A 22663-nucleotide genomic window follows, 5' to 3' on the forward strand; every position below is an offset into this window, starting at 1 on the left:
GTAAGTTGAGTATGACCTCAACTTCGTCTCCGGTCCTGGTGGTGCTCGGCGTCGGACCCGGGCTCGGACTGTCGATTGCTCAGCGTTTCGGCGCCGCCGGACACCGCGTGGCCCTGATCTCCCGGTCCCCCGCACGTCACCCCGACTACCTGGCGGCCCTGACCGGCAACGGCGTGGAGGCCGCGGCCTACGTGGCCGATGCGAACGATTCCGGACAACTCGCGGCGGCATTGGGTGCGGTGCGCGAACGCTTCGGACGCATCGACGTCGGCTACTACGGCCCGGCCGCATTCGAAACGGCACCCACCGAAGACATCGCCGATCTCGACGCCACCGGCGCCCGCGCCGCACTGAACAGCGTGGTGCCTGCGGTCGACTTCGCGAGCCGGCTCCTACCCGAGATGCGTGAACGCGGCACCGGCGGGTTGTTGTTCGCAGGCGGACTGAGCAGCGTGGTGCCGATGCCCCCACTCGGTGGCCTGGCACTCGCGGCGGCCGCCTTGCGCAACTATGCGGTCACCCTGCACGCCGCCCTCCGACCCGTCGGTGTCTATGCCGGCACCATCACCATCGGCGGACTCATCGAGCGCGGTGACATCCACCGAGCGATGGCGGGTAACGCCGACCTGCCGACGATAAATCCCGACGAACTGGCGGAGCTGGCGTGGGGTCTTTACCGCGACGGCACGGAGGCCGAAGCGGTGATCAACCTACTTTCCTGACTTCTTCGGCTTCTCCGACGGCTCATCAGCGGCCGGCTTGTCCGAAACAGCCTCGGGCAGAAGCGCTTCCAGCGCGGCCCCGGTGATCCGACGGAAGCACCGACGCGGCCGGGTCGCATCGAGGACGGCCACCTCGAGTGTCGCGGGACCGAGAGTCCGAGGCTCAGAGCCGTTGCCGCTCGCGCTCAACGCCTCCACGGCGATCTTGACCGCCGCACCCAGGTCGGGGTTCTCGCTGTACGACTCGTTCAGCGCGGCGATGATCGGCTCCGTGGTGCCGCCCATCACGACGAAGTGCGGCTCGTCGGCGATCGACCCGTCATAGGTGATGCGGTACAGCTCAGGGGCTTTCGTCTCGCCGTAGTGCGCCACCTCGGCCACGCACAGCTCAACCTCGTAAGGCTTGGCCTGCTCGGTGAAGATGGTGCCCAGCGTCTGCGCGTAGACGTTGGCCAGCTGACGGCCGGTCACATCGCGGCGGTCGTAGGCGTACCCGCGGGTGTCGGCGAACTGGATTCCGCCGCGCCGCAGGTTGTCGAACTCGTTGAACCGGCCGACCGCGGCAAAACCGACCCGGTCATAGAGCTCGCTGACCTTCTGCAGCGACCGCGACGGGTTCTCTGCCACGAACAGCACACCGCTGTCATACGCCAACGCCACGACGCTGCGCCCGCGGGCAATGCCCTTGCGCGCCAGTTCGGAACGCTCACGCATCGCCTGCTCAGGCGAGATGAAGTACGGGAAGCTCATTTACCCCTCACCGCCCGTCCGGGTCCGGCGCGCGATGACGTCGCGGGCCAGCTCGGCGATGCGTTCCTCAGTGATCTCCGCGGCTCCCTCGGCACCGATGGTCACCGCAGTCGGATAGATGCCGCGCACCAGATCGGGGCCGCCGGTGGCGGAGTCGTCGTCGGCGGCGTCGTAGAGCGACTCGATGGCCACCCGCAGAGCCGAATCCGCATCCACCACACCGGGATAGAGCTTCTTGATCGACGATTTGGCGAAGATCGACCCGGAGCCCACGGACTGGTAGCCCTCTTCTTCGATGTTCCAGCCACCTGCCGCGTCGAAGGACACGATCTGGCCCGCACTTTGCGGATCGCTGGCATCAACATCAAAACCGACCAGCAACGGCAGGGCCACGAAACCCTGCAGTGCCGCACCGAGGTTGCCGCGCACCATGATGGCCAGCCGGTTGACCTTCCCGCGGAAGGTCAGGGCAACGCCTTCGAGCTTCTCGTAGTGCTCCAGTTCCACGGCATACAGGCGCGCGAATTCCACGGCGATGGCCGCGGTGCCTGCGATGCCCGTCGCGGTGTAGTCGTCGGTGATGTACACCTTCTGCACGTCGCGCCCGGCGATCATGTTGCCCTGAGTCGAGCGGCGGTCACCGGCGATCAGCACCCCTCCGGGGTACTTGATCGCGACGATGGTGGTCCCGTGCGGCACCGCGTTGGTGGGGTTGATCGTGCCGTCGGCGACACGATTGACCGGCAACAGCTCGGGGGCCTGCCGGCGCAGCAGTTCAGAGAAAGACGACAGGTCCATGGCTACAGATTGGGTACCGGAGAGGGTTGGTCGGGGCAGAGACAGGTTTTCGCGCCAGGTCACTGGCCGCCCTTTTGGACGTATGCACGCACGAAGTCTTCTGCGTTCTCTTCCAGCACGTCGTCGATCTCGTCGAGCAGATCGTCGGTGTCCTCAGCCAGCTTCTCGCGACGCTCCTGGCCGGCAGCGGATGCACCCGGGAGGTCGTCATCCTCGCCGCCGCCACCGCCACGCTTGGTCTGCTCTTGAGCCATCGCTGCCTCCTGCAATTGTCATCGGCTGGGCTAACCGCCCAACCGGTTCTTCCACAGTACCGGTCGGCACCCCGATTGCCGGGGATAGCTCACCGGTCCAGATGGTCAGTTCGTGAGTTGATCGACGAGTTCGGCCGCGCTGTCCACGGAATCCAGCAGAGCACCGACATGGGCCTTGCTTCCCCGCAGCGGCTCCAGGGTCGGAATCCGGACGAGCGAATCGCCGCCGAGATCGAAAATCACCGAGTCCCAGCTCGCCGCGGCGATGTCGGCACCGAATCGACGCAGGCATTCACCCCGGAAGTAGGCGCGGGTGTCGGTCGGAGGGTTGTCGACGGCGTCGAGCACCTGCTGCTCGGTGACCAGGCGTTTCATCGAACCGCGGGCGACCAACCGGTTGTACAGGCCCTTGTCCAGCCGGACATCGGAGTACTGCAGATCGACCAGGTGCAGCCGCGGCGCCGACCAGGCCAGGTTCTCGCGGTTCCGGAAGCCCTCCAGCAACCGCAGCTTGGCCGGCCAGTCCAGGATCTCGGCGCATTCCATCGGGTCGCGCTCGAGCAGGTCCAGCACATGGGCCCAGGTCTCCACGACATGCGCAGCCCGCGGGTCCGGGTCCCGGCTGTCCACCAGTTTGGCCACCCGGTCCAGGTAGACCCGCTGCAGCGCGAGGGCGGTCATCTCCCGGCCGTCGGCCAGCGCCACCGTGGCCCGTAGCGACGGATCACGACTGATCACGTGCACGGCGTGCACCGGACGGGCCAGCGCGAGATCGGACAGGTCGAGCCCGAACTGCGGGCCTTCCTCGATCAGGTCGAGCACCAGGGAGCTGGTGCCGACTTTCAGGTAGGTCGACGTCTCCGCCAGGTTGGCGTCACCGATGATCACGTGCAACCGGCGGTACTTGTCGGCATCGGCGTGCGGCTCGTCGCGGGTGTTGATGATGCCGCGCTTGAGCGTCGTCTCCAGGCCGACCTCGACCTCGATGTAATCCGCCCGCTGCGACAACTGGAAGCCGGGATCGTCCCCCGAGGGCCCGATGCCGACACGGCCCGAGCCGGTCACCACCTGCCGCGACACCAGGAACGGGGTGAACCCCGCGATCACCGCGGAAAACGGGGTCTGACGGCTCATCAGGTAGTTCTCGTGCGACCCGTACGAGGCGCCCTTGCCGTCGACGTTGTTCTTGTACAGCTGAAGCTTGACCGCCCCAGGCACGCTGGCGACGTGGCGGGCGGCGGCCTCCATCACCCGCTCACCGGCCTTGTCCCAGATCACCGCGTCCATCGGGTCGGTGCACTCGGGCGCCGAGTACTCCGGGTGGGCGTGGTCCACATACAGCCGGGCACCGTTGGTGAGGATCATGTTCGCCGCGCCGACCTCGTCGGCGTCGACGATCGGGGCCGGCCCCGAGGCCCGGGACAGGTCGAACCCGCGGGCGTCGCGCAATGGGGATTCGACCTCGTAGTCCCACCGGGTGCGCTTGCCGCGCTGGATCCCGGCGGCCGCCGCGTACGCCAGCACCGCCTGAGTCGACGTCAGGATCGGATTGGCAGTCGGATCGGACGGCGAGGAGATGCCGTATTCGACCTCTGTTCCGATGATCCGTTGCATGGGGCCAGCCTAGGTGACGGCTTGTGCGCCCCGAGCCGCCAGGTATTCGGGCCGTGGCCGCTTGGCCGCGAACGGGTCGGTCAGCGCGTTGTCCACCGAGTTGAACACCAGGAACACGTTCGAGCGCGGCAGCGGGGTGATGTTGGACCCCGAGCCGTGCAGCAGATTCGCGTCGAACCACAGCGCGGTACCGGGCGGACCGGTGAACTGGTGGATGTCGTGCTCGTCGACGGCCTTGGTCAGCGTCGTCTGATCGGGCACGCCGATGTTCTGGGCGACCAGTGACGTGTCGTGGTTGTCCTCGGGCGTGGCGCCGACGCACGGGTAGAACGTCTGGTGCGATCCGGGGATCACCATCAGTGACCCGTTGTACGGGTAGTTCTCGGTCAGGGCGATCGAGCACGAGACCGCGCGGATCTCCGGCATGCCGTCCTCGGCATGCCAGGTCTCGAAGTCCGAATGCCAGTAGAACCCGGTCCCGGTGAAGCCGGGCATGAGGTTGATCCTGGCCTGATGGATGTAGACGTCGCCGCCCAGCAGTTGCTGCGCGACCGGTAACACCGTGTCGAGCCGGACCACCTGTGCGACCAGGTCGCTGAGCAGATGCGGTTCGAAGATCGACCGGATCGTGCCACCCGGCTCCCGGATCACCCGCGGGTCATCGGTGTCCAGATCCGCTGCGATCCGGTCCATTTCATGGCGGAGCAGCGGGAGCCAGTCATCCGACACGGTCTCCGGCGCCACCAGGTACCCATACTCGGAGAAGCCGTCCAGGTGGGGCTGGCTGAGCGGACCGTCGGCCGCGCCACCCCACACCACAGGCTCGCGACGCGGTATCGGCTCGATGGCGTGGTCGAGCCGGGTCGGGTAGTGATCCATCCGTTCCTCGTTGGGCAAGCCGATGCGTGATCCGCTTTCGGCTCCTCGATGAACTGCCGTCATGCCACCGACTGCGGCGCCGGGTAGACACCGTTCTCGTCGTGCACTTCCCGCCCGGTCACCGGAGGGTTGAACACGCACAGCATGCGCAGCTGCTGATCGCAGGTGACCCGGTGGCGGTCGTTGTTGTTGAGCAGGTACATGGTTCCGTCGGCGAGCGGATACTCCTGCCCGGTCTCCAAATCCGTCAGCGTGCCGGTGCCCTCGATCACCCAGACCGCCTCGACGTGGTGCTGATAGTGGAACTCGTTGACCGAACCCGACTCGATGGTGGTCTCGTGGAACGAGAAACCGACGCCGTCACCGGCCAGGATGATGCGCTTCGATCGCCAGCTGGCGTCGGCCACATCGCGATCGGTCCCGGTGATCTCAGCAGTGGTACGAACAATCATGTTTCAAGCCCCCCTCAGGCCAGCGTGACGGCGACGGACTCGGCGAGGATGTCGAGCCCCTCCGACAGTTCGGCAGGCGTCGTGGTCAGCGGCGGTAGAAGTTTGACCACCTCGTCGGACGGACCGCTGGTTTCCATCAGCGCACCGCGGTCGAAGGCGGCCCGGCACGCCTTACCGGCCAGGTCCGCCTCGACGAACTTGAGACCCTGGGCCATGCCACGGCCACGGGCGGTCACTCCGTCGTGGGCAGCGGCGATCTCCTCCAGCCGCACTCGGACCAGCTCGCCCTTGGCAACCGTGTCGGCGCTGAACTCATCGTTCGCCCAGTATGTCTCGATCGCCGCCGTCGCGGTGATGAAAGCCGGGTTGTGCCCGCGGAAGGTGCCGTTGTGCTCCCCCGGCGCCCACACGTCCAGGTCGCGGCGGAACAACGTGAGCGCCATCGGCAGGCCATATCCGCTGACCGACTTGGATATCGTGACGATATCCGGCACGATGCCGGCTGCCTCGAAGCTGAAGAACGGCCCGGTGCGACCGCAACCCATCTGGACGTCATCGACGATCAACAGGATGTCGCGCTTGCGGCACAGTTCGGCCAGGGCACGCAGCCATTCGATCCGTGCGACGTTGAGTCCGCCTTCGCCCTGGACGGTTTCGACGATCACCGCGGCAGGTCGGTTGAGCCCGCTGCCCGAATCATCGAGCACCCGCTCGAACCACTGGAAGTCCTCGGTGACTCCACCGAAGTAGTTGTCGTAGGGCATCGGGGTGGCGTGCACCAGCGGGATACCGGCACCGGCGCGCTTCATCGAGTTTCCGGTGACCGACAGTGCTCCGAGCGTCATGCCGTGAAATGCGTTGGTGAAGCTGATAACCGACTCGCGGCCGGTCACCTTCCTGGCCAACTTGAGCGCCGCCTCGACGGAGTTGGCTCCGGTCGGCCCCGGGAACTGCACCTTGTAGTCGAGCCCTCGCGGCCGCAGGATGAGCTGCTCGAAGGTCTCCAGGAAGCGCTGCTTGGCCGCCGTCGCTATATCCAGCGAGTGCACGATGCCGTCGGAGGCAAGGTATTCGAGCAACGGCTCCTTCAGGGCGGCGTTGTTGTGGCCGTAGTTCAGCGCCCCGGCCCCGGCGAAGAAGTCGATGTAGGTGCGTCCCGAGGTGTCGGTCACCCAGGAGCCCGAGGCGCTGTTCATCACGGTGGGCCAGCCACGGCAATAACTGCGGACCTCGGATTCCACCGAGCTGAAGACGTCGGGCAGGTCAGATTCGGTCAGGGGAGCTGTCGTTGCGAGCAGCAAGGGACAATCCTTCCAATTCGGATCAAAATGGTTATCAGATAATTGATTTCAGCGCGAAAGCGGTGTGGTGATCGGCCCCATCCGCAGGATGGGCTCATCCTCGTGCGCTCCGCCTGCATCGAGCAGGTCGGATCCGAAGTGCGGATCTTCGACGAGGGGGACGCCGTGACGGCGCGCGAAGGCGCCGAAGAATGCGCGTGACGCGGTGTTGCCGGGGGCGACCGTGGCCTCCACGGTGACCGGACGCCCGTCACGCTGCGACCGCACCCGGTGGACGAGCGCGTCGAGCATGGTGCTTGCCAGTCCCCCGCCCTGCGCCGACGGCGCCACGGCCACCTGCCATACGAACAGGACATCGGGTCGCGGCGGAGGGTGGTAACCCGTGATGAATCCGTGCAGGTCACCGTCACGTTCGGCCACTATTGACGTGGCAGCAAAATCGGTCGCCAGCAACAGATAGGCGTAAGTGGAATTCACATCCAGCACCCCGGTAGCTTCCGCGAGGTCACGGATGCCAATGGCATCGGTACCCCGTGGTTGGCGCAGGAATTCTTCCCGGGAATGGCGCCCCGGGACGCTTTCTAAAACGTGCATATCGAGTTAAAAGTCACCACCGAACTTCTCAACGATCATCGTCAGTTTCATGCCATCGGTGCCCTCGACGTAAGCACACCGCCCTGCCGGGATCAAGCGCCGACACTCCTCCTGGCGCGCAGATACGTCTACAGAGACAGCTCTTGACCTGCATTAACTTCGACATTCGTCAATCTCAGAAAAGCGTTAGCACCGTTATCTAATCGTTACACTTGGGCGGGGGTACCAGCTCGTCGCCCGCGGCCGTCTCCACCCAGTCCCCCACGCCGACCCGAACAGGTCAACCGAACGCATCCGCAACCATTTCCCGACAACATTTCATTGGAAAAATTCCAATCGAAATTTAATAATCGCTGGTGTGGCGCACGATAATGTCCCGATCGAATAGCCTCGGACCTTTCCCCTGCAATCGACGGCTCCGCGTTGCTCGCCGGATCGCACTACGGGCAACACCACGTGATCCGTAGCCCAGCACCATCCGCCCCCAGCCGGCACCGGTCACCACCAGTACGGCCCCGGCACTGCCGGCACCGGTGACGGGATCGCCGGCGAAGGCGACGCCGAAGATCCCGGCCCACAGCGGCTCGGTACCCACCAGCAGGCTGACCCTGGCCGGGCTGGTCGTGCTCAGCGCCCGCAGCTGGACCAGGAACGCGAACACCGTGCACGCCAGCGCCAGGTAGCCGACAAGGGCCCATTCAGCCGGGCCGTGGGCGACCGTCGTCGCGACGACCGACTGCCCAGACGCCACGCACAGCGCCGACGCCACCGCAGCAACCGTCAGCAGTTGCACCAAAGTGGTTCGTGCCGAATCGATCCCGCGGCCGTCGGAGAAGCGTGCCATGACGGTGACGTGGACCGCCCGCAACAGGGCGGCGATCACCATCACGATGTCCCCGGTGCGCGGGACGGTCAGGCCGCCGGATTGAGTGAGCAACGCACAACCGATCACCGCCAGCGTCGCCGCGAGATAGAAGCGGTGGTCTACCCGCTGGCGCTGCATCGCCGGCGTGGCCACGATGGTGAGCGCCATTATCAGCCCGGCGTTGGACGCCGAAGTCATTGTCACACCATAGGTTTCGGCGACACAGACGGCAGCCAGCAGACCCCCACCGACGACGCCCGAAACCACCTCGGTGCGGGTCAGCTCCGGCAACCGCCGGGACACGACCGCGGCCAGCACCGTGGCCGCGACCGCGAACCGCACCACCAGTATCACGAAAACCGTTTGCGCCGTGACGATTTCCTTGGTGGCCAGGTAGCTCGAACCCCACACCACCGCCACGGCAAGCAAACAGAGGTCGGTGCGACGGGTCATGCGAATCAGCGTGTCGCCTGCCCAATAGTTCAGTCAAGCTAATGTTTCTACTGTTTATATGTAGCATTACTTTATGGATGCCGGACGCCTGCGGATGCTGCGTGAACTCGCCGACCACGGCACCGTTGCCGCGGTGGCCCAGGTGCTGTCCATGACGCCCTCGGCGGTCTCACAGCAACTCAAGATCCTGCAACGCGAGGCGGGCGTACCGCTGATCGAACCCGAGGGCAGACGGGTACGTCTGACCGATGCCGGACAGGTCCTGGTGGGCCACGCCGACGCCGTGTTGGCGGCACTGGACCGGGCCCGGAGCGAGATGGACGCCTACCGCAGCACTCCCCGGGGCACGGTCAGTGTGTCGTTCTTCCCCTCTGGTGCGGCAATGCTGCTGGCCCCGTTGGTCATCCGGGCGGCCGAGCGCGGGGTCCAGGTGCTCGGGCGCGACGTCGACGTGCCGGCGTCCCGGGCACCGGCACAACTGGCCGACTTCGATGTCGTGGTGGTCCACCGCGACGAGCGCGACCCCGCCTCCTGGGGCCCGCGCTTCGAGGCAGAAGAACTGTTACGCGAGCCGTTGGATGTCGTGGTACCCGCCGGGCACCGCTTCGCCGGCAGGGATCAGGTAAGGCTGGCCGACCTGGCCGACGAACGCTGGATCGGCGTCGAGGGTGGACTGATGGTCGACGACGTACTCAACTCGATAGCGATCCTGTCCGGCGTCCAACCACGAATCACGCAGCGAATCAACGATTTCCGCGTGGTCGAGGAGCTGGTACAGGTGGGCGCCGGGATCGCCCTGATGCCCCGCTACGTGAGGCTGACCCGCGAGCTGGTGCGGCTGCCGATCACCGATATCTCGGTGGCCCGCCGGGTGGAGGCGGTCACCCGCACGGGCGCGGCGGCGCGCCCGGCCGTCTCCGTCGTGCTCGAGGAGCTGGCTGCGATCGGCGCGGACATCCCCTCGGCCACCGTCCCGGACTGACCACCCGGTCAGTTCGGATTGGCCGCCGAGGTGGCGACGTCGTCGCCGAACCATTTCTCCTTGATCATGTCGTAGGAACCGTCTTCACGCATTCGCAACAGCGCCTGGTCGATCGGTTTGCGGAGCTTGCTTCCGACGGCGAAGACGAACCCGTGGTTCTCGTCCTGAAACACCGGGCCTGCCATCACCCCGACGCCGTCACCGCGATGGGCGGCATAGTATCGAAGCACCGGGGCATCGAAAACCACTGCGTCGTAACCATCTTCACGCAAGGCCTCGTAGCACTCCTCGATGGAGTGCATCTCGGTGGCGCTCACCCCCATGCCGCGTAGGTAGGACGCCGAGGTGGTGTCCGCGACGGTGGCGACAGTCTTGTCGTACAGGTCGGCGGGTCCGCTGATCTTCGATTCCAGCTTCGCAACCGTGAGTGTGGCCGTCAGATTGGCCGAGTAGAACGCGACGAAGACGATTCCGGCGAAACCCCACAGGATCGCCAACGATTTGGTGACCCAGCGCCGCGGTGCGGTGCTGCTCCGACCGACCAGGGAACCAACGCTCCACCCGAACGACTGGAAAATGCCAGGCAAGTACGCGCGGGACACGGCCGGACTCGCGTGCCGCCGTTCCACCAGCCAGAAGATGTGCGCGGGCAACACACTCACCACCACCGCCGCCATCAGCCAGACCAGCATGGTTTTGGAAAAGATCAGGCCCAGAAACCCGGCCAGTCCGGGTGTGGACGGGGTGGTGTCGTGCACCGGCACCATGATCTGCAGCCCCGCGTCGAGGGTGGGTTGGGAGAAGTCGAACATCCTCTCCCGCGCCGAAGTCAGGGAGATCGCCCCGATCGCCACCTCTGCCTTGCCATCTGCCACGGCCTGCAATTGGCCGCGAACGTCGTCCCACTTCTGATAGTCGCTCTCCCAGTCGAGACGCTGGGCGATCTCCTCCCACAGATCGATCGAGAACCCGGTGAGGGTGTCACTGCCGGTCTCCATGACAAACGGCTCGAGAGCATGGACGGCGACAGTGATGGATCGAGGGTCCGGTTCCGGTTCAGGTTGTGCCGACGCCCGGGGCGCAATCGCGTTCATCAGACAGAGCAAGAACATCAGCATCGCCAGTCCGAGATACCGCCGGCTCACGGGACATCACCCTCCTGTTGTGGCAGCCCACCACCCTAGCCCGTCAGGCCACGGCGGTTGGTTGCCATCAACATGTTCAGCGCGAGTCAGAGTTCAGGAAGCGCGTCTGAGGGCACCGCAAACAGCGCGAAATGGCATGCATTGACCCAGGATTCGATCCGTGGATGGGGTCGGTGCCGCCCGGGGGCGGCATCGCTGCCCGGCGGTGTGGGCGGCCGGCCGGGAACCGTGGCGGGTGCACGGCCCCCGACCTCCGCTACTACAGGTACTGGCCCAGGTTCGATTCGGTATCAATGGCACGGCTCGCCGACGAGCTCTTCCCGGTGACGAGCGTGCGGATGTAGACGATCCGCTCGCCCTTCTTGCCCGAGATCCTGGCCCAGTCATCGGGATTGGTGGTGTTGGGCAGGTCCTCGTTCTCGGCGAACTCGTCGACGATCGAATCCAACAGGTGCTGGATGCGCAGACCGGGCTGACCGGTCTCCAGCACACTCTTGATGGCGTTCTTCTTCGCCCGGTCGACGACGTTCTGGATCATGGCGCCGGAGTTGAAGTCCTTGAAGTACATGACTTCCTTGTCACCGTTGGCGTAGGTGACCTCCAGGAACCGGTTGTCGTCGATCTCGGCGTACATCCGGTCCACGACCTTCTCGATCATCGTCTTGATCGTCAGCGACCGGTCGCCACCGAACTCGGCGAGATCGTCGGCGTGCACCGGAAGCGCCTCGGTCAGGTACTTCGAGAAGATGTCCTGCGCCGACTCGGCGTCGGGCCGCTCGATCTTGATCTTGACGTCCAGGCGGCCGGGCCGCAGGATCGCCGGATCGATCATGTCCTCGCGGTTGGAGGCGCCGATGACGATGACGTTCTCCAGCCCCTCCACGCCGTCGATCTCCGAAAGCAGCTGCGGCACAACCGTTGTCTCGACATCTGAACTGACGCCGGTGCCGCGGGTACGGAAGATCGAGTCCATCTCGTCGAAGAACACGATCACCGGGGTGCCTTCGGACGCCTTCTCACGGGCACGCTGGAAGATCAGCCGGATGTGACGTTCGGTCTCACCGACGAACTTGTTCAGCAGCTCGGGGCCCTTGATGTTGAGGAAGTAGCTCTTCGCCTCGCGGGCGTCGTCGCCACGAACCTCGGCCATCTTCTTGGCCAGCGAGTTCGCCACCGCCTTGGCGATGAGCGTCTTGCCGCACCCGGGCGGACCGTAGAGCAGCACACCTTTCGGCGGCCGCAGCGAGTACTCCCGGTAGAGCTCCTTGTGCAGGAAGGGCAGCTCCACGGCGTCGCGGATCTGCTCGATCTGCCGACCCAGACCACCGATGTCGTTGTAGCTGACGTCGGGCACCTCTTCGAGCACCAGGTCCTCGACCTCGGCCTTGGGAATCCGCTCGAAGGCGTACCCGGCCTTGGTGTCGACCAGCAGCGAATCGCCGGGACGCAGTTTGCGGGGCCGGCCGTCGTCGAGAGCGCCGTCGGAATCTTCTGGCAGGTCCTCGGCGGCGATCAGAGGCTCGGCCAACCAGACGATGCGTTCCTCGTCGGCATGCCCGACCACCAGGGCTCGGTGTCCGTCGGCCAGGATCTCGCGCAACGTGCTGATCTCGCCGACAGACTCGAAGTTGCCCGCCTCGACCACGGTGAGCGCCTCGTTGAGCCGGACCGTCTGGCCCTGCTTGAGCGAGGAGGTCTCGATGTTCGGAGAGCAGGTGAGTCGCATCTTGCGGCCGGAGGTGAACACGTCGACGGTGTCGTCCTCGTGGGTGCCGAGCAGCACGCCGTAGCCACTGGGCGGCTGGCCCAGCCGGTCCACCTCCTCGCGGAGGGCGAGCAACTGCTGGCGGGCTTCCTTGAGGGTGTCCATCAGCTTGGCGTTGCGCGATGCGAGCGAGTCGATCCGGGCTTCAAGCTGGTGGACGTCACGGGCACTTCGCAGCCCACTCTGGGGCCCTACCGCATTCTCCAATTGCTCACGCAGAACCGCAGCCTCACGGCGCAGCGATTCGAGCTCGGCGGCATCATCGCTGGACATGGGTTGCGGGTGGCCGGCCGAGAAACTCTCGGCATGGCCGTCCGAACGCTCTGACTCACTCATATTGCGCTCCCTCCCGCACCGTAAGTTGGTGCAGTAACAACTTCAACGCTACCGGCGATTCAGCCATTGTGTGCGCTCTAGGAACGAGACACACCAGCACCACTGTTAGCCTCTTAGTTCAGTTGGTCCGATCGAAAGGACAATCGTGGCCTTGAAAACCCTCGTTACCGGCTTTATCACCGCAGCTGCTGCCGCCGCCGTGGTGGGCGGAGCAGCGGCGGGTGTGACTTCTATTGCATCCAGCGGCATGTCGGCCGCCCCGGCCATCCAGCCGGTGGTGTTCGACGCGCCCCTGCCGGCCACCCCGGCACCGGACCTGGCGTCGCCACTGGTGCAGACCCTGCAGGCGCTCGCCAGCGGCGGCTCGTTCAGCGGCAAGGCCCCCTACATCCAGGGCGGCATCGGCCGGATCGAGAGCATCGCCGCCGACCGCGCGTACAGCAAGGCCGCCGCTGAAGGAAAGTTCCCGCTGACCTTCGACATCGCCAACATCGATGACCAGGGCGGCGTGGCCTACGCCGACGTCACCGCCACCTCGGCGACCGGCGGCACCGCCACCCAGAACATCCAGTTCGTGGCGGGCCCGAGCCCGACCGGTTGGCAGATCTCCAAGGGGTCGGCCCTGAACCTGCTGTCCTCTGTCGGCTGAGTAGGTAGTTGAACCACAGCCGTATCGCAGTCCTGAGTGCCGCCACGATCGTGGCGGCACTTGGGCTCTGCGGGTGTAGTAGTGGCGAGCACCCGGCCAAGAGATCACACCCGACCACCAGCGCGGTGTCGACGACCATGCCGGCGGCACCGCCCTCGGCACCGCTGCCTGCCCCCGAGGCGCTGACCGGGGTGCTGGACCGGTTGGCCGACGTCAACGTCCCCGGAGCCGACAAGGTGGTCCTGGTGGAACAGGGCACCGCCGAGGACGCCGCGGCGCTGGACAAGTTCGGCCGTGCATTGGCCGACAACGGCTTCATGCCGCTGACCTTCGAGGCCACCGACCTGGCCTTCTCGCCGACCGAGCCGAAGAACGTGGTGGCAACCGTCAAGGCCACCGCGGGCGGCGAGCATTCGGACCGCACCTTCAGCTTCCCGATGGAATTCACCCCGCACGGCGACGGCTGGCAATTGACCAGACACACCGCCGACATGTTGCTGGTCATGGGTGCGGGTGCCGAGGCATCCACACCGCCCGCCCCGACACCGCCCCGCTGACTCATGTGGATCGGTTGGCTGGAGTTCGACCTGTTGCTCGGTGACGTGCATTCGCTCAAACAGAAGCGCTCGGTCATCCGACCGGTGATCGCCGAGCTTCAGCGCAAGCTCGCGGTGTCGGCGGCCGAAACCGGAACCCAGGATCTGCACCGCCGCGCCGGCATCGGCGTCGCTCTCGTCGCCGCCGACCGTCACCACGTGGTCGACGTGCTCGATGCCGCCGAGCGGATGGTGGCCGGCCGCCCCGAACTCGAGCTGCTCTCCACCCGGCGGGGCCTGCACCACAGCGAAGACTGACCCGTCAGCGCTGGGATCGACCGTCAGCGCGCGGATCGCCAGGCGCGCCGTTTTCGACCTGAGGGCAGTGATTGCGGCCACGAAGCAACCGCTATGCAAAAAACGACGACGACCGATACGCCGTCAGGCGCCCGACTCAGATTCGAGGGCGGCGTCGACGGCGGCCTGGACAGCGAGTTGACGCTTCTTGCGCAGCGGGACCGGCGCCACCGCGCCCGGCGCCAATTTGCGCGCACTGACCAGAAACGCGGTGTGGCCGCGCATGTTGTGTTCCGGGCGCACCGCCAGACCCACCACGTGCCAGCCGCGCTGCATGCTCTCCCAGGCCCGCGGTTCGGTCCAGCACTGCTGTTCACGCAGCGCCTCCACGACCCGCGACAGCTGGGTGACGGTGGCGACGTAGATCATCAGCACGCCACCGGCGACCAGCGCCTTGGAGACGGCGGGCAGCACCTCCCAGGGCGCCAGCATGTCCAGCACCACGCGGTCTTGCTCCGGGCCGTCGTAGTCGGCGAGGTCGGCGATCACCAGGTCCCAGTTCTCCGGGCGCTCACCGAAGAACGTGATGACATTCTTCTCGGCGGTCGGCGCGTGATCGTCACGGATCTCGTACGACGTCACCCGGCCCTCGGGGCCGACGGCCCGCAGCAGCGAGCAGGTCAGCGCGCCGGATCCGGCACCGGCCTCCAACACCCGGGCGCCCGGGAAGATGTCACCCTCGTGGACGATCTGCGCGGCGTCCTTCGGATAGATCACCTGCGCACCGCGCGGCATCGACATCACGTAGTCGACCAGCAGCGGTCGCAGCACCAGGAACTGGTCGCCGTTGGTGGATTTGACCACGCTGCCTTCCGGCAGCCCGATCACGTTGTCGAAGGCGATGATGCCGCGATGGGTGTGGAACTCACCGCCGGGATTGAGCACCATCGTGTAGCGCCGGCCCTTGGCGTCGGTGAGTTGCACCCGGTCGCCAACGGCAAACGGTCCGGTCGGTCTCTTCCCTGCCACGGACGTCCAGCCTGCCAGTACCCGCACCGGGCCGGGTGCCCGGGGTTGTGCAAATTTGTCGGAGCCCGGTCCTAGGCTTACCGGTGTGAGTGAAGAACCGGCCCCGACGCCGCGCCGCCCGGCGCTGTCACCGTCGCGCGCCGGCGATTTCAAGCAGTGCCCGCTGCTCTACCGGTTCCGCGCCATCGACCGGCTCCCCGAGCCGCGGTCCACGGCGCAGCTGCGCGGGTCGCTGGTGCACGCCGCGTTGGAGCAGCTCTATGGGCTGCCCGCGGCCGAGCGGGTGCATGACACCGCGCTGACGCTGGTCGAGCCGGCGTGGGAGCAGGTCGTCGCTGCCGAGCCCGAGCTGGCCGACACCGAGTATCCGGACACGTTGCTCGCAGAGGCCAGGGCTCTGTTGTCGGGGTACTACCGCCTGGAAGATCCGACGCGGTTCGATCCGCAGTGCTGCGAGCACCGGCTCGAGGTCGAACTGGCCGACGGCACCCTGTTGCGCGGATTCGTCGACCGGATCGATGTCGCCCCCTCCGGCGAGTTGCGCGTCGTCGACTACAAGACCGGCAAGGCCCCGCCGGAGGCGCGGGCGCAGGCCGAGTTCAAGGCGATGTTCCAGATGAAGTTCTATGCCGTGGCGCTGCTGCGTTCGCGTGGAGTGATGCCGTCGCGGCTGCGGCTGCTGTATCTGGCCGACGGCCAGGTGCTCGACTACTCCCCCGCGCACGACGAGCTGTTGCGGTTCGAGCGCACGCTGATGGCGATCTGGAAGGCCATCCAGGTGGCCGGGGCCACGGGTGACTTCCGGCCCAACCCGTCGCGGTTGTGCTCGTGGTGTGCGCATCAGAGTTTGTGTCCGGCGTTCGGCGGCACCCCGCCGCCGTATCCCGGGTGGCCAGAATCAGGAGCTGCATGATCGGGTGTCACTACCATCGGCTCGGTACCGATGGTGAGTACCAGCTGTTCGAATCCACCGCTGACACGCGGAGCAACTGGGATCCGGCCATTCAGCACGGCTCACCGCCGCTGGCACTGCTGACCAAGGTGATCGAGGAGCTGACCGCGGGCTCGGGCCTGCGGGTGGGACGGTTGACCCTGGACATCCTCGGCGCCATTCCCGTTGCGCCGGTGCGGGTCCGGGCCTGGGTGGACCGGCCCGGGTCACGGATCTCGATGGTCGCCTCGGAGATGGAGGCGGCCCGTCCCGACGGCACGTGGCGCGCGGTGGCGCGGGTGACGGCGTGGCTGCTGGCTCCCAGCGACACCAGTGACGTGGCCACCGACCGCTTTGCCCCGTTGGTGGAAGGCGAGGCCGCCGACGTCGCGCACAACTGGGAAGGGGCACCGGGCTATCTGGAAAGTGTGTCCTGGCGGCGGCAGCGCACCGCCGAGGGCGAGGCCGCCGTGGCATGGATGAGTCCGTTGACACCCGTGGTCGACGACGAGGAGACGACGGCCTTGCAGCGCCTGGCGCTCGTGGTGGATTCCGCCAACGGTATTGGCGCAGCGTTGGATCCGGAGAAGTTCATCTTCATGAACACCGACACCGCGGTGCATCTGCACCGGCTCCCAGAAGGCTCGGACTTCGCGGTGCGGGCCCGCGGTTCCATCGGACCGGACGGTGTCGGTGCGACGACGGCGGAAATCTTTGACCGCAAAGGGTTCATCGGAACCTCGGCGCAGACACTGCTGGTGATGCGGGCACCGTGATCACCGAGCTGCGCCGTCAGTTCGACCTGGCCTGGGCGCTGGCCGACCTGCACCTCTCCGGCCTGTCCGACGAGGATCACCTGTGGGAGCCCGGTCCGCTGGTGTGGACAGTGCACCAGGACTCAGCGGGTCGATGGTGGCCGGACTGGGCGGATACCGAGCCCGATCCGATTCCGGTTCCGACCATCGGCTGGCTCACCTGGCACATGATCTTCTGGTGGTCGACCGCCCTGGACCACGTCGACGGCAGGTCCCCAACGCCGCGTACCGAGATCAACTGGCCCGGCCCTGAGGCCGCGGTGCAGCGGATCAGGGTGCTCAGTGCCCGCTGGAGCGGCCTGCTGGATTCGCTGACCGACACGGATCTCCTTGTCCCCGCGACGTTTCCGTGGGGGCCGGACTCCGGCCGGTCACTGGCCGACATGGTGCTGTGGTTGAACGTCGAGCTGACGAAGAACGCCGCCGAGATCGGGCAACTGCGGATGCTACGGGCCGCTGCCCGATCCTGCGGCTAATCGTCCTCGCCCTGGTCGTCGCCGTGCCAGCCGCCGCGCCACCGCGGACCGTCATACCAGCCGTTGTACCAGCCGGGGACGTCGACGCAGGCCTGCGCGTAGCCGTAGGGACCGTTCACGCACAGCCCCGGATCGGCCGAAGCCGACCCGGCCCCGGCGACGGTGCCGATCGGCACCGCCACCGCACCTAGTCCGGCGGCAATAATTCCGAGTTTCTTCAATCGGTTCATGTCGCACCTCCGGCCATCGCCTCAAGAGAGCACCCCGACCCTGCCCACTCTAGTCCGGCGAGGCATGGCCGCAAGGCTTGCTTCAGGTGCCCGAAGCCCAAGGGCGTCCGCTATTTGGGCTCAGCGGAAGTAAGGTTCAACCGTGCCACTGAGCTTGACGACCATAGGATTTCCGCGGCGATCCTTCGCGGTAGGCACTTCAACACGCACCCAACCCTCGGCCACGTCGTATTCGTGAACATTGGTTCTCTCGACGCCGTTGAACCGAATACCCACGTCGCGGAGGAGCACCTGTTCGTCGTAGAAGGCGCTCCGCGGGTCGATCGAGAGGTGATTCGGTGGAACGTCTGCGTTCTGATCCTCGGACATGATGGCCTTCGTTGAATGCTGCGTTAGATGCTCGGATTGATCCTCAAAGAATCTACGCGACCCTGCTGTAGCGGGTTGCGCGCAGGTCTCGGTGGGCCGACTCGAGGAGGCGTCGCTGAGATTGCGGGGCTTGTATTCTCTTGTATCTATATAGATGTAGTGCAATACTCGGCGCATGGACGTGTTCGAGGCAGTGGCCGAACCCAGCCGACGCGCATTGCTCGACGCTCTCGTCGAGGGTGAACGCACCGCGGGCGAGCTGGTGGCCACCCTCCCGGAGCTGACCCAACCCACCGTGTCACGGCACCTTCGAGTGCTGCGGGAGGTCGGCCTGGTCGAGGTACGGCCCGACGCGCAGCGCCGCATCTACGCGCTGCGTCCCGACGGGCTGGTGCAGATCGACGAGTGGATCGAGCGGTATCGCCGCTACTGGTCCGATCATCTCGATGCCCTGGAGCGTCATCTCAAAGCGACCCACAAGGAGACGAAATGACCAGCCGTGAAGGAAAGCTCACCGTCGACGGCGATCAGGCCGCACTGAGTTTCGAGCGGCGCCTCCCCTATCCCGTCGACGCGGTGTGGGCCGCCATCACCGATCCCGAACAGCGCAATCAATGGATGGGCGAAACGACGATCGACGCCCGTGAAGGCGGCACGATCGAGATGATCCCCCATTCGCCTCCGATCCCGCCGCAGCAGAAGAAGATGACCGGACGGATCCGGGTGTGGGACCCGCCAAGGATTTTCGAGCACGAATGGAGCCAGTCCGTGTTGTCTGCTCCCGAGCCCGGTGTCGTGCGCTACGAACTGACCCCCGACGGCGACGGCACCCTGCTGCGGTTCAGCCACCGCGGCCTGACGGTCTCGGACGGCCAGGGCTTCCACCCGGGCACTCACGCCTATCTGGACCGGCTCGAGGCGCATCTCGGCGGACAGCCATTGCCCGACTGGGCCCGGCGCTATCAGGACGTCGCCAAGAAGCTCGGCACCTAGTGGACCCGATAGAAGGAAACAACATGCCACACAATGGAACTGACATTGCCGCACCCACGATCGCCGTGGTCTACCACTCCGGATTCGGCCACACGTCAACCCTGGCCGATGCTGTCGCGGCGGGCGCTCGTGACGGCGGCGCCGACGTCACCGTCATCCACGTCGACACCATGTCCGACGAGCATTGGGACCTGCTGGACAACATCGACGCCATGATCTTCGGCTGCCCCACCTACATGGGCAACGTCTCGGCAGGATTTCAGACATTCGCCGAGAAAACCGGCCGGCGGTGCATGGACGGCACTTGGCGAGACAAGGTGGCCGCCGGCTTCACGAACTCCGGAGGCAAGAGCGGCGACAAGCTCAACACACTCAGTTCATTGGTGGTCTTCGCCGCCCAACACCACATGCATTGGGTCAACCTGGGTTTGAGCACCGGCTGGAACCACTCGTTCAGCAGCGAGGACGATCTCAACCGGCTCGGCTTCTTCCTGGGCGCCGGCGCTCAGACCAACGTGGACGCCAACCCCGACCAGGTGCATCCCTCCGATGTGCGCACCTGCCACCACCTCGGGCAGCGGGTCGCGCTGGTGACGCGCCAGCTCAACATCGGCCGCACGTTCAGTCCAGCGGCTTCAGCTCCTGCAGCATCGTAGGAACCAATTCGCTGACGGTGGGATGGATGTGCATGGTCCGCGATATCGCGGTGTAGGGCAGTTTCGCGGTCATGACGTCGAGAATGGAATGCACCACCTCGTCACCGCCGACCCCGAAGATGGCTGCCCCCAGAATCTCTTCGGTGTCGGCATCCACCACCACCTTCATGAAGCCCTGGGTTTCACCCTTCTCCACTGCGCGGCCGACCCGGGTCATCGGGCGCTTGCCCACCAACGCTTTTCGGCCCGATTGCCGCACCTGGTCGACGGTCATGCCGGCCCGGCCCAGCGGTGGATCGATGTAGAGCGCGTAGGTGGTGATGCGATCGCTCACCCGCCGCGGGTCGTCATCGAGCAGATTGGCGGCGACGATCTCGAAGTCGTTGTAGGACGTGTGGGTGAACGCGCCCTTGCCGTTGCAGTCCCCCATTGCCCAGATGTGCCCGGCCGTAGTGCGCAGCTGATCATCGACCACGACGTAGCCGCGACCGTCGAGCTCCACGCCGGCGTGCTCCAACCCGAGGTCGTCGGTGTTGGGTGTGCGCCCCACCGCGAGCAGCAGGTGTGTCCCGACGATCGGATCGGCGCCGTCGCGCGGGATCACCGCAAAACCACCGTCCTGCTTGCTGAACCGGATGTCGGTGGCGTTCAGCACCACACCGATGCCCTCGGCCCGCAGGACCTCGGCGATCGTGGCCGACACGTCCTCGTCCTCACGGGAGGTGAGCCGCGGCCCCTTCTCGATCACCGTCACCCGCGCACCGAACCGCCGGTACATCTGCGCGAATTCCAGAGCGATGTAACTGCCGCCCACGATCACGAGGTGCTCGGGCAGAACGTCCAGGTCCAGGATGCCGACATTGGTCAGGTAGTCGATGCCGTCCAAGCCGGGAAAATCCGGGACCACCGCGCGGCCACCGACATTGAGGAAGATCCGCTCGGCCCGCAGCAGTTCACCGTCGACGTCGACGGTGTGCGGGTCCACGAAACGGGCATGTCCGCGGATCAGCTCCGCACCGTCCATGCCCTGCAGCCAGTCCTCGACCCCGTGCCGGTCGGACAGCATGATCGCATCCTTGCGGGCCTTGACCTTGCCCATGTCGACGGCGACTTCGCCTGTGCCGATGCCGAAATCAGCTCCGCGACGTGCCAGGTGGGCGGCGTGCGCGCTGGCCACGAGGGTCTTGGTGGGGATGCAGCCGTAGTTGACACACGTACCGCCGACCAGCTTGCGTTCGATCACCGCGACGGTCTGGCCCGCGGCGGTCAGCCGGCCCGCCAGCGGCGGCCCGGCCTGACCCGCGCCGATGACGATCGCGTCGAAACTCCGCGCGGGCGCCACGCGCTAGACGATCGCGGTCAGGGCGGCGATCGCGAAACCGCCGAGCACGGCGACCGCATCCTCGACGAGAGCGACCGGCAGATCATGCCCATCGTTGCGGGCGACCAGGCGGCTGCGTGCCTCGTATCCGCCCAAGGTTCCCAGCACCGCGCCGACGAGACCCGCGCCCAGACCACCGAAGGTGTACCCCCACGCCGTACCGATCACCGCACCGGCGAAGGCGCCGGTGAGCAGGCGAGCGACGAACTGCACCGGCGTCTTACGACTCGGCGTGCGCGGAAGCTGGTCGGTAACCAACTCCACCACAGCGAGAACGGTCAACACGGTGACCGTGACCGGGTGCGCCAACCACTGGGCCCAGGTGCCGTCGAGGTTGATCCAGCTCAGTGCAGCGGCCCAGGCCACCGCGGCCGGTGCGGTGAACGCCCGCAATCCGGCCACCACGCCGATGAGCAGAGCCAACAACAGAACCAGAAAATGCGTCACGGCAACCTCCGAGGCCTGGAATTGTCCCCCGGACGCTAACACGCAAGACGTCGCGGCACCCGCCGATCAGAGACGGCGGTGCGTGCCGATCAGAAGCGGCAGAACCGAATATCCGATGCGAGTATCGCTTTGGCACCGATCGCGGCGATCTCATCCATGATCGCGTTGACGTCGCGGCGCGGCACCAGAGCCCGCACGGCCACCCAATCCGGATCCGCCAGCGGCGCGATGGTCGGTGACTCCAGCCCCGGCGTCACCGCGGTGGCCTGTTCCAAAACCGCACGCGGGCAGTCGTAATCCAACATCAGGTACTGCTGGCCGAACACCACGCCCTGCACGCGTGCCGTCAGCTGATCGCGCGCCGAGGCATTGTCGTCACCGTCGGCCCCGTCACGTTCGATCAGGACGGCCTCCGACTCGCACAGCGGCGCACCGAAGGCCACCAGATCGTGCAGGCCCAGGGTGCGGCCCGAACCCACCACGTCGGCGATCACGTCGGCGACCCCCAGCTGGATCGAGATCTCCACGGCACCGTCCAACCGGATGACCGAGGCCTCGATGCCCTGCGCGGCAAGGTCCTTGCGAACCAGATTCGGAAATGAGGTGGCGATCCGCTTGCCCGCCAGGTCCTTCGAGCTCCACTCCCGGCCGGCGGGTCCGGCGTAACGGAAGGTGGAGTTGCCGAAGCCGAGCGACAGTCGCTCACGCACCGGGGCATCGGAGTCGGCAGCCAGGTCACGTCCGGTGATGCCCAGATCGAGCTGACCCGAACCCACGTAGATCGCGATGTCCTTGGGACGAAGAAAGAAGAACTCGACGTTGTTGACCGGGTCGACGACGGTCAGGTCCTTGGGGTCGCGCCGGCGACGGTATCCGGCCTCGGCGAGGATCTCGCCGGCTGCCTCGCTGAGTGAGCCCTTGTTGGGCACCGCGACGCGCAACAT

28 protein-coding genes are annotated in these 22663 nt (G+C 66.2%); 11 read left to right on the forward strand and 17 right to left on the reverse strand.

All coding sequences use genetic code 11. From position 1 onward, the window contains the following. Positions 1 to 11: 11 nt before the first annotated feature. Positions 12 to 722 carry an SDR family NAD(P)-dependent oxidoreductase gene (locus tag AB0876_RS23765; RefSeq protein ID WP_491840664.1) on the forward strand — a complete coding sequence of 237 codons (711 nt, stop codon included), beginning with the start codon at positions 12 to 14 and terminating at the stop codon, positions 720 to 722. Here the strand turns inward: AB0876_RS23765 and prcA are convergent. From prcA to AB0876_RS23810, 9 genes are all read right to left on the reverse strand, one after another. Continuing rightward, positions 711 to 1472: a proteasome subunit alpha gene (gene prcA / locus AB0876_RS23770; protein ID WP_491840663.1), complete on the reverse strand. Its 762-nt coding sequence runs from the start codon at positions 1470 to 1472 to the stop codon at positions 711 to 713. The two genes, AB0876_RS23765 and prcA, sit on opposite strands and share 12 nt — an antisense overlap. Then, on the reverse strand, positions 1473 to 2270 hold the full coding sequence (gene prcB, locus AB0876_RS23775; protein WP_491840662.1) for a proteasome subunit beta: 798 nt from the start codon (positions 2268 to 2270) through the stop codon (positions 1473 to 1475). Between the two features lie 59 nt (positions 2271 to 2329). Next, positions 2330 to 2524: a ubiquitin-like protein Pup gene (locus AB0876_RS23780; RefSeq protein ID WP_055114885.1), complete on the reverse strand. Its 195-nt coding sequence runs from the start codon at positions 2522 to 2524 to the stop codon at positions 2330 to 2332. A gap of 105 nt (positions 2525 to 2629) precedes the next feature. Continuing rightward, the gene (gene dop, locus AB0876_RS23785) at positions 2630 to 4138 is read right to left on the reverse strand and encodes a depupylase/deamidase Dop (RefSeq protein WP_064887177.1); all 1509 of its coding nucleotides are present in this window, start codon (positions 4136 to 4138) and stop codon (positions 2630 to 2632) included. 9 nt (positions 4139 to 4147) lie between these two features. Next, a complete protein-coding gene (gene thpD / locus AB0876_RS23790) occupies positions 4148 to 5017 on the reverse strand; it encodes an ectoine hydroxylase (RefSeq protein ID WP_491840768.1) in 870 nt (289 codons plus the stop codon). Positions 5018 to 5076: 59 nt separating this feature from the next. Then, positions 5077 to 5469, reverse strand: a complete 393-nt coding sequence (locus AB0876_RS23795) for an ectoine synthase (RefSeq protein WP_491840661.1) — start codon at positions 5467 to 5469, stop codon at positions 5077 to 5079. Positions 5470 to 5483: 14 nt separating this feature from the next. After that, positions 5484 to 6770 carry a diaminobutyrate--2-oxoglutarate transaminase gene (gene ectB / locus AB0876_RS23800; RefSeq protein WP_526043094.1) on the reverse strand — a complete coding sequence of 429 codons (1287 nt, stop codon included), beginning with the start codon at positions 6768 to 6770 and terminating at the stop codon, positions 5484 to 5486. Positions 6771 to 6818: 48 nt separating this feature from the next. Further along, complete coding sequence (gene ectA, locus AB0876_RS23805; RefSeq protein ID WP_491840659.1) at positions 6819 to 7364, reverse strand: diaminobutyrate acetyltransferase; 546 nt, start codon at positions 7362 to 7364, stop codon at positions 6819 to 6821. A 343-nt stretch (positions 7365 to 7707) separates the two neighbouring features. Next, a complete protein-coding gene (locus AB0876_RS23810; RefSeq protein ID WP_491840658.1) occupies positions 7708 to 8682 on the reverse strand; it encodes a DMT family transporter in 975 nt (324 codons plus the stop codon). A 73-nt stretch (positions 8683 to 8755) separates the two neighbouring features. Here AB0876_RS23810 and AB0876_RS23815 point away from each other — a divergent pair, with 73 nt between their 5' ends. Next, positions 8756 to 9664 (forward strand): LysR family transcriptional regulator, encoded by a 909-nt coding sequence (locus AB0876_RS23815; RefSeq protein ID WP_491840657.1) that lies wholly within the window; start codon positions 8756 to 8758, stop codon positions 9662 to 9664. An 8-nt stretch (positions 9665 to 9672) separates the two neighbouring features. On the opposite strand, the gene AB0876_RS23820 is transcribed toward AB0876_RS23815, so the two are convergent. Together AB0876_RS23820 and arc are read right to left on the reverse strand one after the other, a co-directional pair. Continuing rightward, a complete protein-coding gene (locus AB0876_RS23820; protein ID WP_491840656.1) occupies positions 9673 to 10809 on the reverse strand; it encodes a transporter substrate-binding domain-containing protein in 1137 nt (378 codons plus the stop codon). Between the two features lie 259 nt (positions 10810 to 11068). Continuing rightward, on the reverse strand, positions 11069 to 12910 hold the full coding sequence (gene arc, locus AB0876_RS23825) for a proteasome ATPase (protein WP_491840655.1): 1842 nt from the start codon (positions 12908 to 12910) through the stop codon (positions 11069 to 11071). 145 nt (positions 12911 to 13055) lie between these two features. Between arc and AB0876_RS23830 the strand changes: the two genes are divergently transcribed. Genes AB0876_RS23830 through AB0876_RS23840 form a run of 3 tightly spaced genes read left to right on the forward strand, consistent with a single transcriptional unit; the run spans position 13056 to position 14413 of the window. Then, a complete protein-coding gene (locus tag AB0876_RS23830; RefSeq protein ID WP_491840654.1) occupies positions 13056 to 13559 on the forward strand; it encodes an MTB12 family secreted protein in 504 nt (167 codons plus the stop codon). Positions 13560 to 13567: 8 nt separating this feature from the next. Then, positions 13568 to 14116 (forward strand): lipoprotein LppK, encoded by a 549-nt coding sequence (lppK, locus tag AB0876_RS23835; RefSeq protein WP_491840653.1) that lies wholly within the window; start codon positions 13568 to 13570, stop codon positions 14114 to 14116. A gap of 3 nt (positions 14117 to 14119) precedes the next feature. Continuing rightward, entirely contained in the window at positions 14120 to 14413 is a 294-nt protein-coding gene (locus AB0876_RS23840; RefSeq protein ID WP_491840652.1) for a DUF503 domain-containing protein, read from the forward strand. A gap of 123 nt (positions 14414 to 14536) precedes the next feature. Here the strand turns inward: AB0876_RS23840 and AB0876_RS23845 are convergent, their stop codons facing one another. Beyond that, positions 14537 to 15421, reverse strand: a complete 885-nt coding sequence (locus AB0876_RS23845) for a tRNA (adenine-N1)-methyltransferase (protein ID WP_491840651.1) — start codon at positions 15419 to 15421, stop codon at positions 14537 to 14539. Positions 15422 to 15506: 85 nt separating this feature from the next. On the opposite strand from AB0876_RS23845, the gene AB0876_RS23850 reads away from it, so the two are divergent. The 3 genes from AB0876_RS23850 to AB0876_RS23860 are packed head-to-tail and all read left to right on the forward strand — an operon-like array spanning position 15507 to position 17643. Next, positions 15507 to 16334, forward strand: coding sequence for a RecB family exonuclease (locus tag AB0876_RS23850; RefSeq protein WP_064934458.1), 828 nt, complete (start codon positions 15507 to 15509; stop codon positions 16332 to 16334). After that, on the forward strand, positions 16331 to 17128 hold the full coding sequence (locus AB0876_RS23855) for an acyl-CoA thioesterase domain-containing protein (protein ID WP_526043095.1): 798 nt from the start codon (positions 16331 to 16333) through the stop codon (positions 17126 to 17128). The genes AB0876_RS23850 and AB0876_RS23855 overlap by 4 nt, the downstream gene beginning before the upstream one ends. Further along, complete coding sequence (locus AB0876_RS23860; RefSeq protein WP_526043096.1) at positions 17125 to 17643, forward strand: DinB family protein; 519 nt, start codon at positions 17125 to 17127, stop codon at positions 17641 to 17643. The genes AB0876_RS23855 and AB0876_RS23860 overlap by 4 nt, the downstream gene beginning before the upstream one ends. Here AB0876_RS23860 and AB0876_RS23865 read toward each other — a convergent pair. Then, positions 17640 to 17873 carry a hypothetical protein gene (locus AB0876_RS23865; RefSeq protein WP_526043097.1) on the reverse strand — a complete coding sequence of 78 codons (234 nt, stop codon included), beginning with the start codon at positions 17871 to 17873 and terminating at the stop codon, positions 17640 to 17642. The genes AB0876_RS23860 and AB0876_RS23865 overlap by 4 nt on opposite strands. 120 nt (positions 17874 to 17993) lie before the next feature. After that, positions 17994 to 18242, reverse strand: a complete 249-nt coding sequence (locus tag AB0876_RS23870; RefSeq protein WP_491840646.1) for a DUF3297 family protein — start codon at positions 18240 to 18242, stop codon at positions 17994 to 17996. Between the two features lie 175 nt (positions 18243 to 18417). Between AB0876_RS23870 and AB0876_RS23875 the strand changes: the two genes are divergently transcribed. Genes AB0876_RS23875 through AB0876_RS23885 form a run of 3 tightly spaced genes read left to right on the forward strand, consistent with a single transcriptional unit; the run spans position 18418 to position 19891 of the window. Beyond that, on the forward strand, positions 18418 to 18735 hold the full coding sequence (locus tag AB0876_RS23875; protein ID WP_526043098.1) for an ArsR/SmtB family transcription factor: 318 nt from the start codon (positions 18418 to 18420) through the stop codon (positions 18733 to 18735). After that, positions 18732 to 19235: an SRPBCC family protein gene (locus tag AB0876_RS23880; RefSeq protein ID WP_499050195.1), complete on the forward strand. Its 504-nt coding sequence runs from the start codon at positions 18732 to 18734 to the stop codon at positions 19233 to 19235. Before AB0876_RS23875 ends, AB0876_RS23880 begins: the two co-directional genes overlap by 4 nt. 23 nt (positions 19236 to 19258) lie before the next feature. Next, positions 19259 to 19891 (forward strand): flavodoxin family protein, encoded by a 633-nt coding sequence (locus tag AB0876_RS23885; RefSeq protein WP_491840643.1) that lies wholly within the window; start codon positions 19259 to 19261, stop codon positions 19889 to 19891. On the opposite strand, the gene AB0876_RS23890 is transcribed toward AB0876_RS23885, so the two are convergent. The 3 genes from AB0876_RS23890 to hisG form a co-directional block, all read right to left on the reverse strand. Further along, on the reverse strand, positions 19857 to 21233 hold the full coding sequence (locus tag AB0876_RS23890; RefSeq protein ID WP_491840642.1) for an FAD-containing oxidoreductase: 1377 nt from the start codon (positions 21231 to 21233) through the stop codon (positions 19857 to 19859). The genes AB0876_RS23885 and AB0876_RS23890 overlap by 35 nt on opposite strands. 3 nt (positions 21234 to 21236) lie before the next feature. Beyond that, entirely contained in the window at positions 21237 to 21719 is a 483-nt protein-coding gene (locus tag AB0876_RS23895; RefSeq protein ID WP_135360690.1) for a DUF4126 family protein, read from the reverse strand. Between the two features lie 89 nt (positions 21720 to 21808). Then, positions 21809 to 22663: an ATP phosphoribosyltransferase gene (gene hisG, locus AB0876_RS23900; protein ID WP_491840767.1), complete on the reverse strand. Its 855-nt coding sequence runs from the start codon at positions 22661 to 22663 to the stop codon at positions 21809 to 21811.

This window comes from Mycobacterium sp. NPDC049093, from assembly GCF_040704635.1.
Classification (GTDB): domain Bacteria; phylum Actinomycetota; class Actinomycetes; order Mycobacteriales; family Mycobacteriaceae; genus Mycobacterium.